This is a genomic window from Paenibacillus sp. NPDC055715, from assembly GCF_053617595.1.
The window spans coordinates 150,155-163,530 of sequence record NZ_JBSHGA010000009.1 but is presented as its reverse complement, the minus strand read 5'-3'; the positions used below and the strand labels follow the sequence as shown (position 1 = coordinate 163,530).

13 protein-coding genes and 2 pseudogenes are annotated in these 13,376 nt (G+C 45.6%); 8 read left to right on the top strand and 7 right to left on the bottom strand.

What is annotated here, in order from left to right:
- Positions 1 to 15: 15 nt before the first annotated feature.
- Positions 16 to 183, bottom strand: a complete 168-nt coding sequence (locus ACWGOO_RS16640) for a hypothetical protein (protein ID WP_452485206.1) — start codon at positions 181 to 183, stop codon at positions 16 to 18.
- Positions 184 to 304: 121 nt separating this feature from the next.
- Between ACWGOO_RS16640 and ACWGOO_RS16635 the strand changes: the two genes are divergently transcribed.
- Complete coding sequence (locus tag ACWGOO_RS16635; RefSeq protein WP_025686385.1) at positions 305 to 526, top strand: alpha/beta-type small acid-soluble spore protein; 222 nt, start codon at positions 305 to 307, stop codon at positions 524 to 526.
- 46 nt (positions 527 to 572) lie between these two features.
- A complete protein-coding gene (locus tag ACWGOO_RS16630) occupies positions 573 to 776 on the top strand; it encodes a hypothetical protein (protein WP_452485204.1) in 204 nt (67 codons plus the stop codon).
- Positions 777 to 785: 9 nt separating this feature from the next.
- On the opposite strand, the gene ACWGOO_RS16625 is transcribed toward ACWGOO_RS16630, so the two are convergent.
- On the bottom strand, positions 786 to 1,769 hold the full coding sequence (locus ACWGOO_RS16625; RefSeq protein ID WP_452485202.1) for a metal-dependent hydrolase: 984 nt from the start codon (positions 1,767 to 1,769) through the stop codon (positions 786 to 788).
- Positions 1,770 to 1,973: 204 nt separating this feature from the next.
- On the opposite strand from ACWGOO_RS16625, the gene cyoE reads away from it, so the two are divergent.
- Positions 1,974 to 2,918, top strand: coding sequence for a heme o synthase (gene cyoE, locus ACWGOO_RS16620; RefSeq protein ID WP_452485200.1), 945 nt, complete (start codon positions 1,974 to 1,976; stop codon positions 2,916 to 2,918).
- Positions 2,919 to 3,034: 116 nt separating this feature from the next.
- Here the strand turns inward: cyoE and ACWGOO_RS16615 are convergent, their stop codons facing one another.
- From ACWGOO_RS16615 to ACWGOO_RS16605, 3 genes are all read right to left on the bottom strand, one after another.
- Positions 3,035 to 3,376, bottom strand: a complete 342-nt coding sequence (locus tag ACWGOO_RS16615; RefSeq protein ID WP_452485198.1) for a toprim domain-containing protein — start codon at positions 3,374 to 3,376, stop codon at positions 3,035 to 3,037.
- A 165-nt stretch (positions 3,377 to 3,541) separates the two neighbouring features.
- The gene (locus tag ACWGOO_RS16610) at positions 3,542 to 3,640 is read right to left on the bottom strand and encodes a YjcZ family sporulation protein (protein ID WP_452485286.1); all 99 of its coding nucleotides are present in this window, start codon (positions 3,638 to 3,640) and stop codon (positions 3,542 to 3,544) included.
- 145 nt (positions 3,641 to 3,785) lie between these two features.
- The gene (locus ACWGOO_RS16605) at positions 3,786 to 4,955 is read right to left on the bottom strand and encodes an MFS transporter (RefSeq protein WP_452485196.1); all 1,170 of its coding nucleotides are present in this window, start codon (positions 4,953 to 4,955) and stop codon (positions 3,786 to 3,788) included.
- 211 nt (positions 4,956 to 5,166) lie between these two features.
- Between ACWGOO_RS16605 and ACWGOO_RS16600 the strand changes: the two genes are divergently transcribed.
- From ACWGOO_RS16600 to ACWGOO_RS16590, 3 genes are read left to right on the top strand one after another with little or no spacing between them, the layout of a single operon-like run.
- Entirely contained in the window at positions 5,167 to 5,652 is a 486-nt protein-coding gene (locus ACWGOO_RS16600; RefSeq protein WP_452485194.1) for a hypothetical protein, read from the top strand.
- Between the two features lie 17 nt (positions 5,653 to 5,669).
- Positions 5,670 to 6,821: a transglutaminase domain-containing protein gene (locus ACWGOO_RS16595; protein ID WP_452485192.1), complete on the top strand. Its 1,152-nt coding sequence runs from the start codon at positions 5,670 to 5,672 to the stop codon at positions 6,819 to 6,821.
- Between the two features lie 20 nt (positions 6,822 to 6,841).
- Positions 6,842 to 8,917, top strand: a complete 2,076-nt coding sequence (locus tag ACWGOO_RS16590) for a peptidoglycan D,D-transpeptidase FtsI family protein (RefSeq protein ID WP_452485190.1) — start codon at positions 6,842 to 6,844, stop codon at positions 8,915 to 8,917.
- A 363-nt stretch (positions 8,918 to 9,280) separates the two neighbouring features.
- Here ACWGOO_RS16590 and ACWGOO_RS16585 read toward each other — a convergent pair whose 3' ends face one another.
- Positions 9,281 to 9,547 (bottom strand): hypothetical protein, encoded by a 267-nt coding sequence (locus ACWGOO_RS16585; RefSeq protein ID WP_452485188.1) that lies wholly within the window; start codon positions 9,545 to 9,547, stop codon positions 9,281 to 9,283.
- 323 nt (positions 9,548 to 9,870) lie between these two features.
- Here ACWGOO_RS16585 and ACWGOO_RS16580 point away from each other — a divergent pair.
- A pseudogene (locus ACWGOO_RS16580) lies at positions 9,871 to 10,808 on the top strand (IS30 family transposase).
- A 103-nt stretch (positions 10,809 to 10,911) separates the two neighbouring features.
- Positions 10,912 to 11,349: a hypothetical protein gene (locus tag ACWGOO_RS16575; RefSeq protein WP_452485186.1), complete on the top strand. Its 438-nt coding sequence runs from the start codon at positions 10,912 to 10,914 to the stop codon at positions 11,347 to 11,349.
- Between the two features lie 646 nt (positions 11,350 to 11,995).
- Here the strand turns inward: ACWGOO_RS16575 and ACWGOO_RS16570 are convergent.
- Positions 11,996 to 13,242 (bottom strand): annotated as a pseudogene (locus tag ACWGOO_RS16570) (ISL3 family transposase).
- Positions 13,243 to 13,376 lie beyond the last annotated feature (134 nt).

The following is a 13,376-nucleotide window of genomic DNA, read 5'->3' as shown; positions in this document are numbered from 1 at the left end:
GTTAACAGGAATGTCTCAGGAGCGGCGTTGTCTGGCCTTGATAACAAAACCCCAGCCGATGTTGCCGACAGAGAGAAGGCCCAGTAAAATGGCAAGCCAAGCGGAATAACTGATGGATATGGCGGATGCCGTCAGCAGGACAATGGATGAAACGGCGAACCACAGTGATAGACCTTTGCTCATGGGAAAAACCTCCAGCGTTCGAATGTTGAATTTTAGGAATAAGCAGGTGTAAGCGAGCCATAATAATCTTGCAAGCTTGCAATGAACCTCACTCACAAAGAAACTGAAAGGAGATTCAAATATGAGCAGACGTCGTTCAAACAACCTGCAAGTACCGCAGGCCAACGCCGCTTTACAACAATTAAAATATGAAGCCGCTCAAGAACTCGGCATCACAATCCCTCAGGATGGTTACTACGGTAACGTCGTTTCCCGCGAAACAGGCTCTCTCGGGGGATACATCACGAAAAAGCTGGTCCAACAAGCAGAGCAATCCTTGTCGGGCAGTGGCCGTATGCAGTAATACACATAAACACTCCATCTTGGAAGCTGTATTATAAGCAACTGTGATGAAGAAAGTCCGGAGCAATCATGCTCCGGATTTTTTGCGTGCATGGCTTATGACCATTGTGAATCACACAAGTCCGCTTCGTCAAGAGGGCGCTTTCATGTGGATATTTCATGGAGGGATGGATTTTTCTGTGAACGGCAAAAAAACAGCAAGCTCCGGGGTCAGGGGAGACTTGCTGTTTGTCGTTTGTGTTGCTTGCTGATATGCTTTTTTAATTCGTATGCAGGGAGAGGCGTTTCTGCATCTTTTCATGGCTGAGCCAGCCGATGTAGCTGTTGATCAGTCCAAACTGCTTATCCATGGCGACCACGGCCACGAAGGGATATTGTCTCCGGTGCTCATAACGAACATCTGCCCAACGTACAATGTAGCCCCATTTCAGCTCTTCCACCTCCGCAACAGCAAAGGAAGAAAAATAGCGGAATGCCTGCACATCACGGTAGGATTTGGATGCTTCTACGGCCGAATGTGTGGACGGAACCGCGTGTTTTGTCCAAAAAAGATGCTTCCCGTTCAGTCCGCCAATGTCATAACTTCCATTCTGATGAGCTTTTACCACATGCCACCGGTTCCATGAAACCGTGGGAATGATATAATAGATATCGTCCGGCTGACGCTCGGTGTCCATATCATGTACCGCGTTTCTGGTACGGAAATGACTCCAGGTGCGCCAAATATAGTACAGGCCTGTAATGATGTACAACGTAATAAATAAGGGAGCTGGTGTAACCAGTCCAGTGATCCACAGTAGAATAGCAGCAACATGGGTGCCGAATATAAAGGGATCAAAGATGTGGATAATATTCCATGATATCCATTTGGGCGTAAACGGCCGGAATGCCTGTGTCCCGTACGTATTGAACAAATCTACAAACACATGCAAGCAGACGGCAATCGTGACCCACAGGGCGACATGTCCCATAGGCACGTCCCTGAAAATAAGGCCAATTAATCCCGTTATAGACAAGATCCATATCAACCAGAAGGGAATGGAGTGCGATAGTCCACGATGATTGCGGATGTAGGTTGCATTGTTTCTTAATCGCAGCAAGGTGTCAAAATCCGGTGCCTGTGACCCTACGACCGTGGCAATAAGTATGACTGCCGCCAACTTTGGATCTGCGGCGACGGCAGGATCGGTGTAGGCCAGCCCAGCCAACCCGATCCCCATGACAAAGTGTGTGGCTGTATCCATTTCTGTCGCTCCTTTTTGTATTGTATCCTGTACTTATTACTACCCAAATTTACTGTAAACGATTAGCAGGGTCGATTCGTCATCGAAAATGTGAACGTTTTGTGCGTTTTCTGTCAAACTTTTTAGGAGTACTATATGATAAAATTTATATCGGAGTTCAACTTACTCCCGAATTCACACATTTCTAAGGGGGAGTTACTCACAGTGGATAATATTAGTTATGAGGCTACTTCGGATACGGCTGCCCATTCGGTTAAATCCAAACCACCCGGTAAGGCGGGTACATTGAAAGATTTTATAACGGTCACCAAGCCAGGCATTCTCCGCACCAATCTGGTTGCGGCATTTGGCGGTTTTTGGTTAGCCTCACAATGGGACGTTGACTATATAAAGCTGATTCTGACGTTGGTAGGTACAATGCTGGTTATGGCGTCTTCTTGTGTTTTTAACAACTATTTTGATCGTGAACTGGATTTGAAAATGGAGCGTACACGCAATCGTTCACTGCCAACAGGGCGTTTGACTCCCACAACGGTGTTGTCATACGCTATTATTTTGGGTGTTGTCGGGCTGGCTGAACTTTTCTTTTTCTCTGGTGTCAAGGCAGGATTGCTCGGTGTACTCGGCATGTTCGTATACGTCGGTATTTACACACTTTGGTTGAAACGTTCATCCACTTGGAGTACATCCATTGGCGGTATTTCGGGCGCAATGCCTCCTGTGATCGGCTATGTAGCCGCTTCGGGTCGTATTGACATGGGCGCATGGCTCTTATTCGCTCTTTTGTTCTTATGGCAGCCGCCTCATTTTTGGGCACTTGCAATCCGCAGGGTCGAAGAATACCGCGCAGCCGGATTTCCGTTGTTGCCTGTTGTGAAAGGCATTCATCGTACTAAAATTCAAATGATTCCTTATATCGTGCTGCTGATTCCGGTACCGATCCTGATGTATGCTTATGGATATGCTGGCATGATTTTCATGATTGTTTCCGTATTACTGTCCGTTCTCTGGGCATTTTATGCCTTTAAAGGTTTTATCATTAAAGAAGAAGAGACGGATTCCTGGGCTAAAAAAGTATTTTTCTTTTCCATTAACCATCTGACACTCAGCTTTCTGCTGATGATCGTGGATACGGTTCACAAGTTCTAAGACAAGACATTTTTAATGAAATTTGTTGCGTGTTACATTTAGCTGTCCATCAGGCATAAAAGCGGCCTGGCGGACAGCTTTTTTTGTGGATGGTTTTCATGACTATGGTTTTATAGCTAGGGAACAGACGGGTATAAAATATATTCTTCCAGCCCTGCCTTTTCCAACTGTGCGATGACATATTCATCTGGTGTGCCTTCTACTCCTGCGTATCCTTTGCGGGTATATATATGATGCGCATCCGGAAAAGAATCTGCCAGTACACCACGTATTTTTTTGCCTGAGCTGTCATTGTCCGTAAATAAATATATTTCGTCATGCTTGGCCTGCTTGCGGAGGGATTCCAGTTTTACTGAGTTTAGTGTGCCGAAGGTGCATAAGATATGAACCTCGGGATCAAGTAAACGACGGAGTTTACTGCGGTCATTTTTCCCTTCAACAATAACGGTAATCGTCATCTTGCTCACTCCCTGCCTAAAGCCTGTGCTCGAAATTCCCCGGGAAATGAAAGAATATGTGTATAGTGTAGCTCCAAACAGGGTTCTCATGCAAAAAGCAACAAAATAGCCTGCCAGAAGCGGCAGGCATGGGTACAAGGACGGCATGTTAGGGCAATTCAGACATTAAATCCAGCAAATACGGAGAATAATGACGAGCAGAATATAAAGAACGAGAATGGTGCCGGTCGAAGTTCCAAATCCACCACAAGAAACAGGGCTCACAGGATGACAGTGGCTCACGGAATGCACCTCCCTTCATACATAAATGTTCAGTCAAACCAGTCTATGTTGATAAGTGCTTTAGGTACTGTGCATTCGCCTTCTTGTAAGGTACTTTGGGCGCTAAAGGGAAAGTATTTCAAGCGATCTAGGAGTGATGCGTCCCTGAGGCAGACAGCGGCGGTGTCGGGAATAACCGCTGAATGGGAATGAACAGCACGCCGGTCATCAAAAACAGGAAAGCGATAAAAAAAGGTGAAAAATGAACGGGGAGCTGGCCAGCCAGCACCGGTCCGGCAAAGGAGCCGATAGATGTTGCAATGGATTGCAGCGCAAAGGTTTTACCCAACCGTGCTCCTCCAAGGCGTATAAAGAGTGAGGCTAGCGCTGGAAATGTAATGCCTTTGGCTGTTCCAAGTATAAAGAGTACGATTCCAATCACTGACTCGGGCAAGGTGGCGAGGGCATAAAAGCACAGGGACATCAGTATGATGCCGGAAATCAGCCGTACCATCGGTGAATACTTGTTTAGAAAAAGCAGACTGAGTGTACAAAGCGCTCCCAGACTGATAATGGAAAAGAGCAGTCCCGTGGACATCATGGACGCAGTACCATTGTTGCGTAATGGGATTTCGTAAAATAAAATGCCTTGTGCGCACGCCAAAACAAAAGGCACAAGCAGGTAACGCCAATTGAAAGGTAAAAGCGGCTGTGCCCCGGTCAGTGGAGCGGGTGCTACATGCCCGTCAGACAGTTGAGCCTGGAGAGCAGGTGCCTTTTTAGGCAATGTAAAATAAGCCGTGAGTCCTGTAACCACAAGAATGATACCTAAGGAACGGAACGTCTCGCTAAAGCCAAAGCTGGCTACAATGAATGCGCCTGCCGCTGGAGACAGGACAGAGGCTAGCGTGTGAACTACGCCATGTCCCGACATGTATTTACCCTGCGTAACCGGATGATCGGATAGCTGGGCGAGCATAGTCATGCAAGCCGGGGACAAAAAAGCCAGCACAAAGCCGCTGATGGCACGAAGAAAAAGCAGCTCCCACGGCGTATGAATGTATGCTTGAATGATCAGGATGATCCCTGCGGCTGTCAGGCTGAACATAATATATCGGCGGCTGCCGTGTTTATCTACCCTTGGCCCTGCCATTAAATTACCGGGCAGATGAGTCAGGGAGTATATCCCCAACATCCAGCCGATAAAGGTGGGCGTTGCGCCCAGAGAGATGGCGAATGGTGTCAGAATAGGATATTGTGCGTGCAGATCAAAAAAAGCGATGAACAAAAAAAGATACAGCCAGAGGGCTGTTTTCAAGTGATGACCCCCTTTTCCTAAATGGACTTTCTATGCTGCTATGTGCATTAGCTCTTTCTAAGTTGTACGCTGGAGTGGACGAACATAGACCCTTTTTGTGCGGACAAGGGGCGGAAAATAGCTAAGCTGACAGGGCGTTATGTAATCATGTATAATTACATAGACGATTTTACAATTCAAAAGATGCAGTTGAAAACGGGAGTGTAGTGAAATGGATAAGAGCGTCTGGACAGAGTTTTTAAAACACAATTGGCAGATCGTTCAGGATAACTGGCTGTATATATTCATTGGGCTTGTCCTATTGCTTGTCATATTGAAGGTTGTGAGAGCACTTGTTAAATGGCTGATTGTCATAGTGGTGGTTGTGGGCTTGCTGATCTACAGCGGTATTTCCTTTGATCAGGTCGGCAAGGTAGTTACCCAGGCGAAGGATGATGCGATTAACAAGTTTCAGAGCGAGGCCCTGAACATGATGATCAAGGAAGGACGGGATGCCAAATACACCTCTAACGGAGACGGTACATTTTCGGTAACCAGCTCCAATCTGGAGGTAAAAGGTCCGTTCGAAGGCGATAAGGTCAAGGTATGGTTTCAGGGTATGCCGCTGGGCGAGTGGAGCATGAGCGACACCGTCAAGAAATATATCGAAAGTGCGAAAAGCTCGATTGTTACACAACAGTCGCCGCAGTCGCCGTAAAGACAGGGGGGAGCATGATGAAACCATCCTGGCTGGAGCCTGTCCTTCATTGGAATGGTGTGACGGTATTTTTGATCGCTATCGTTCTTTCGTCGTTAATACAGGGCTGGCGGCGAGGAGCTTCCAGATCTGTAGGTGCGCTGTTCGGTCTCATTGTGGATGGCATACTGACCGTTGCCGGAATATTGTGCTCATTGGGGTTGGCTATGTGGCTTTCACCGAAGGTGCAGCAATGGCTGGCCGCTTATATGGAGCATTTGCCACAACGTGGACTGAGCGGAATTGAGCAATTTTATTATACGCTTGTAGCAGGGCTTGAGAGCTTTCCGCTGCTGCGTTTTGCCGTATTGTTCATGCTCAGCTATGCTGTCGCGCAATTTGTGCTGCGAGCGATGTATGTGATGATGGTGGGTGGCAGATCGGATAACTCTCTACGTGAGCAGGAAAAGAGATCGGGCTTTTTCAGCAGACTGGCGGGGGCTGGAATTGGTACGCTTATCGGTGGAGCACGCGCTGTAATGGTCATAGCGTTACTGTTTATAGGTGTAAGCCTATACCCGAACAGCGCGTTTAGTAGCTATGTTCAGGCTTCACCGATTTATAAACAAGGGGCGCAATCAGTCATTGAACCTTTGTCAGGTACGCTGATTAAGGATAAGCTGCCTGTATTTACGCAGGCCGTCACCAAGGAATTGAACGGCATTTTGCAGCGTAAATATGAAATGATCGACCAGGGTATTCCGAACAATATTGAGCAGGCCGCGACCAAGATTACAGAGGGGGCAAGCGGCGATGAGCAAAAGGCCAGAGCGTTGTATCAGTGGGTAGGCACGCGCATTAGCTATGATTACGGTAAGGTGGAAGCCTATGAGCAGCGTGGTGACTGGCATGAGCAGACTCCCAGAGATACGTTTGATACACGAAAGGGTGTCTGTATTGACTATGCCCGCCTGTATGCGGTGATGGCCCGTTCTCAGGGACTTCACGTCAAGGTGGTGACCGGGCTTGGCTACAACGGGCAGGGAGGCTACGGTTCACATGCCTGGAATGAAGTGTACTTGAGTGGGCAGAATCAGTGGGTACCGTTAGACCCGACCTGGGCACAGAGTGGAGACTGGTTTAATCCGCCTGGTTTTGCCCAGACACATATCAAGGATAAAGTGATTTAAAAAGGAGTGGAAAAGGGCACATGAGAAAGATGGACAACGAGCAAGGAAAAGACAACGAGACGTCCGACCGAAAAAGATTCAGCTTCCGGATCAATCTGTTCTTTTTCAGCTCGTTCATTATATTTACGGTCATTATTGTAAGACTGGCGATACTTCAATTTGTGGAGGGCCCTCAGCTTAAGCAGCAGGAGGCCAGTAATGTTACCAAAAATGTACCGCTTACGCCGATTCGCGGAACGATTTACGATTCAACCGGACAGAACAGGCTGGCATATTCTACACCTGTACAATCGCTGTATATCACGCTTTCCAAGAACTACAGTGATAGTATGGAAAAATTGCGTGATAATGATAAAAAACTGTTGCCTGATCTGGAGAAAATGACACAGAAGCTGGCGAATCGGTTTGCCGAATATGGGAATAAAGATGAGCCCAAAATGACGGCAGCGCAAATTATGGACGCTATGGATCGGAACTATCAACGGTTTAGCGGTTTTACGCCCCGTCTGATTAAAACCAATCTTAATAAAGATGAAGTTGCCTATTTCATGCAGCATAAGAGCGAGTTTCCAGGGGTAGATGTTGTTGAGGAAACCGTGCGCCATTATGATCCTGATACGGTGGCTGTCCAAACGGTTGGTTACATTAAAAGCTATAAAAGTGCGCGTGAAACTTTAACAAAATATAAAGACATTCAAAAGTCTCTTTCCGCAGATAATGACCCAGGCCTCGTTTATATGGATAACGAATCTGTTGGCTTTGATGGACTGGAGCTACAATATCAGGAACAGTTGCGGGGGAAAAATGGCTATAAAACCGTCCCGATTGACCCGCGCAACATGCCGGAAGGTGTAGATTCCGTTACTCCCCCGGAAAAAGGAGATAATATCTATTCAACGATTAACAAAGAGATTCAGGTTAAGACGGAAAATGCTATTATGGATCAATTGAGATGGCTCCATACACATGCTGTATCTGGTAGTACACACCCTTATGCCAAAACAGGCTTTGCAGTGGCTATGGAAGTGGATACTGGTAATGTTGTAGCCATGGCGAGCATGCCGGATTATGATGCAAACTATTGGCAAACCGGAAATATTTCGACAGAAAAATATAAAGAAATTGAACATGTTTATCAAAACGGTACAATTAAGAACGTTGGATCTGGTCAATCTGGACAGCATCCTGATTCTACTGTACTTCTTGGATCAACTATTAAACCGTTGTCTGTTCTTATTGGATTGGAAGAAGGACTTTTTACAACAAATACGTATTACCAAGATACAGGTGCGGCTTATTTCGGACGTAACAACTCTTCGCGGGTGCGAAACGCATCTGGTCATGTATACGGCTCGTTAGACCCAGCTTCCGCGATTCGCCATTCCTCCAATGTGTTTATGGTCGACATGGTTGGCAAGCGCTTATACAACAAATATATTAATAACACCTCAGAAGACCAGGGCGTCAACGTATGGGACCGTTACATGAAGGAGTTTGGACTAGGCGTTTCTACTGGAGTAGACTTGCCCGGTGAGTTCCTGGGGTATCGGGAGTACGCGAGGAGCAAAACAGAATCAGCACTTTCCAAATTGGCTTATGCATCTTTTGGGCAACAAGGTAAATATACACCTATGCAACTTGCGCAATATGCAGCGATGATTGCAAACAAGGGCAAACGGATGGAGCCGCATCTGGTCAGCCAAATTAAAGATACCAACGGCAATGTGGTTCAAAGCATTAAGCCTAAAGTGCTGAATGAAGTGGATTTCCCGGATGCCTATTGGAATGAGGTTATACGCGGGATGTCGACCGACGTCAGTGCATTTAATGGTTTCCCTTATGACTTTGCCCGCAAAACAGGTACTTCGCAGCAAAGTGTAGGCGGCAAGCTGAAAGATAACGGGGTATTTATCGCCTTTGCGCCACGCAAGAATCCCAAGCTGGCCGTAGCGGTTGTCATTCCTGAAGGAGGCTTCGGGGCCTGGAGCGCAGGACCTGTAGCACGTAAGATCTTTGATGCCTACGACGAAGTGTATGGATTGGACGGTGTTCCGAAGAAAAAAACTGGGAATTCAGCAGATAATGATGGAAAGTAAGATTGTAAAAGTAAATAATAAAGATTCGTGAATTGTGCGAATAAAATGAGACTCATTATATCTAAGTACTCCAAGAGAATTCAGCAAGCGTACATCTTGTATGTCTTATAATAAGTATATCGGCCCATCATTTGTTTCAAAATGATGGGCCGATATACTTATTATAGCTGTTAATGGTTCGTTTCATCTGAGCAATCTTCGCTCCTAAAAATTCCTGGATCGAAGAAAATTAATTATAATCCAATATTTATAAAATTATTACATTTACTTCGATGCTCTCAACGAAAAAAAGTAACAGGTGCTTGAGAGCAAGTAATCCAGTCCATTTGGTGTTTACTGTAGATCAAAGATCGGTGTTGCTTTTTAGCTCTTAGAGATTTTTTGGCGCCCTTTGGAGCTTCGTAACGGTTTTCGGTGAACGACTTCTCTAAGAAGTTCTGGCGATACCTTGTTATTTTTCCGGGAAAGTTGAGAGGTGCTGATGGAGTCCATTCCAAGTTCGCTGTGGAACCCTTCATGATGCTGAATATCGGCCAGAATATCTCGTAAACCCAGATGTTGCTGAAGCTGAGCGTCGATGAAAATGAGAAGATAGGCTAAGGTATGAAGCTTCTTCACAATATCGATCATCACCAAATTCGAGTGTCCAATCCGAAATTAATTTGCGATTTAAGGGTGCTACCCATTTACCAAATGACGAAAAAAGTGTATCCTTGTCCATGTGTGATCTCCTATAGTTAGGGATTTGGACAGGATTACCTGCTCCCCTAATTATGGAGATTTTTTTATGGAGTGGACAACAAGTTTTTAATATTTATAGCACAATTTATAGATTTTTTGATCGATAATTTTTATGCAACGCTAATGACTGGAAATAAATAAACAAAGGGTCCATGGCCGGATTCGTGTAGAATGAAAATTCCTACGTCCCATTCACACAAGGAGAATCCACCATGAGCTACACATATCTTAGCATAGTTGAACGCAGCAAGCTAGAAATCCTCCATCAGCAGGGGAAGAGTGCCAGGGCTATTGCGAAGGAACTTGGCCGACATCATGCCGCCATTAGCCGGGAACTCCGCCGGAATGCAGAGCAAGAGGCTTACCACGCCGAACACTCTCATGAGAACTATGGCAAGCGTCGTAAAACCTCGATCCCCGCAGGGAAGTGGACACCCGAGCTGGCGACGGTCATCAAAGAGAAGCTTCAGGCGACCTGGTCTCCAGAGCAGATCGTGGAGCGACTGCGCGTCAGGAAGGACAACGTATCGTGTGCTTTAAAACCATCTATCGTTGGCTGTATGTGGGTCGCTTGGTGAAGGGCGTGTTAACCGTCCTTCGGCACAAAGGCAAACGCAGAAGCCTGCTGTAGGCAGACCGATTTCCCAGCGTCCGAAAGAAGTCCGTTCTCGTCAGATGTTTGGACACTGGGAACTGGACACCGTGGTTTCGGGGCGTAGGAAAAGTAAAGGCTGTGTAGCTACATTTGTGGAACGCAAGACACGCCTGTACACCGCCATTCAGATGCCCGATCGCACGGCGCTATCCATGGAGCTTGCCTTTGGCGTTGCCGCTTCCCAGTACCCTGCTGGCGCCTTCCAGACCGCAACCGCCGACCCGAGGCAAGGAGTTTGCCTGTTATGCCAGTCTGGAAGCTACGCATGAAGTGCAGGTCTACTTTGCTGACCCTTACTCGTCATGGCAGCACGGCTCCAACGAGAACGCCAATGGGCTCTTGCGCGAATTTTTCACCAAAAAGACTGATTTCGCCCAAGTGAGGGACGATGAATTGGCGCGTGCACTAGACCTCATCAACCACAGTCCACGAAAATGTTTGGGCTGGAAGACTGCTCACGAATCCTTTTCAGAAGAACTGTCGCACTTGGCTTGACAATCCTTCATTAAAAAAACATAAAATGTCACAAATATATATACTCTTTTTAAGGCATAGAGGCATAAAATCAAGTTGTAAGTCAAAAACAAGGAGGGTTTTTATGCAAAATAAAAAAAATAAAGTCGTGGCTATGGCGAGTCTCTTGTTTTTAACAATCACATCTTCAGCTTATGCGGATGTTTCCACAACTTCTGTAACTTCTGATACTTATTCTAAAGTTCCTACACAAGAAAATGGTTTAATTAGCACGATGGGTACTTCTAAATCGTATAATTGGGGCCAGACTACTGCAGCTATTTATTGTTCAGGAAGAATTACTGTGCATACTTTTCCAAAAGGACAATATTACTTTGGAGATACACTTTATGTCTCAGTCTATAAAGCAGGAAGTCCTGTGTCAGTAGATTCTTATACATTACAAAATGCTAAGCAATATAATAATACTGTTTCCTTTAAAAATCTGTATGGTTATTATTATATTAATGTTGAACCGTCCTCTTCTTCTATGAAAGGCACTTTTTATGTGGGTTACAATTAAAAATTAAATCTATTAGGTTTGTTTAATGGTATAAAATTCATCTTTTATAATGAGAAAAAAGTTTATTTATGTCATGTGGACGAATCTCTGTAAATGATTAGCGTATTTTTTCCGTATAACACTTATAGATCATAACAGTTGATAAGTTATTTTCATGTAACGTCCCAAATGATTCTTCTGGAAAAGGAATCTTCTATGTTGAATACTAACAAGTTTTGAAATATTAAAAATTGTGAGTACTTTTTGCGGATTATCAAGTCAAGTGAAACAGAACTTCTGTAGATGATTCATGAGCCGTTTTTCGTATATTGGATATTTTCGTGGATGGTTTTTGATCAGAGGGAGGACTTGTTCCACTTTTGACTTCGGCAACTCCCTTTACCATTAGGTGAAATCAAGTAAGGGATCATTTGAGTTCCATTGTCGTGTGCTGTCAAAAGAGGCAGTAAAATTGACATTAGAAATAAAAAAAATCGATTGGAGCGGCGATCTTTTCTCGAAATTCAATTGGGGAGAGGTCGTAAAGTTTGTTGTGAAAACTCTCTGTAAAACGCAATATAGTTTTTAAACTTTATAACACATAAGATTTTTGTAATAATTTAACTATTGTTATTTTGGCTCAACCTAAAAATTAGCGATTAATACTTTAGCGAACTAAACGATGCCGATTGCATTCGATTAAAATGCCAGCCTTGTAACATCTACGATTGCGAGTGAAATAATGTCGGCGTTGGTACGCTTTGGTGCGATTATGTCGTCCTTCCACAGTCGCATGGGTCCAGCGACAGCGATGGTAGTTCACGATTTCCTCTTTCCAATTCCGCATCGTTTTCAAGGCGGCTTGCACCGCTTCATGCTCAATCCCCTCCCCCTGCTGACACCAGCGAGTAAAACCAAGCTGGGCCACATGGAGATTTGGCGAATAATCATACCCGTGAGAGAACGACTCTTTCCATTCCCATACCTCACGTAGCAGCGGGGAGAAGGCCAGCAGTTGATCTAGCTGAATCCGACTCTTGTCCGGTAAAGAATCGGCAGGCGGATTCAGCAGGCGATGATGACTTTTCAGATGGCTTTGGCCCGAGGGGAAAGGGTAGACTGAACTGATTTTCGGACGACCTGAACACTTTCAATGACGTAACCGTGAACGTGGAACCGATCGGCGATCTGGATTGCTTTCGGAAAACACTCGCTGATCCAGGTGTGATACGTTTGAGCCAGGTCCATCACAACCGCCTTGGGATTCAGGTTCAAAAAATCGGGATGTCCCTGGGCATACGTACGTAGCGCATCCAGCTTTCGCCCCGCAAACAGGTCTAGCATGGTTTCGCCTCGAAGATCGTGAATACCGGTATTGTAGGTGTGCCTCTTTTTGATCGCAAAGTCGTCGATGCCGAGTACCAGCTCGGCCTTGTCTTTAGCTTGACGCCAAGCCTGCTGGAGCAGACGTTCGTTCTCTGCGGGAAGGGCTTCTTGATGCATGAGCTGAACCGTGCTGGCGGGAGCTTCTTGCATTCTCGCACTATGCGCTGCCGTGGAGCCTAGCGCCTGGTTTACCGTCTGTGAGCGGAAAAGACGACTGTATTGTTCCTTGGGGCCAACCCACGTATACGACCAAACCAAACCAATATGGCACCGCGAGCAGGCTAAGCGTAGCGAGGGAATGTGCAAAAAGCACTTTTTACCAAAGATGCTGACATGACGAATCTTACGCGGCTTATTTCGGCCGTCTCGCTTCACCGCTTGTTCGGAGTAGCAGATCGGACAGGGCTGTGTATACGCCACCGGTGAAGCTTCCAAATGCACTTCCGTTTCATTGATGGAGAGAACGCTATGAAGTTGTAGCTCTGGTAATTCGAGCAGTTCGTTATATACTGGAGTGACATCTGTCATATCCTTTTTTTGTTGTTGAGGTAGGACTTACAACAATACAGGAAATACAGATGTTTTTCCATTTGTATCCTCGTTTTTTCCGTGTTTCGATTTTCAACTGCTAATTTTGGTTTTGAGCCATTATTTTTACATAA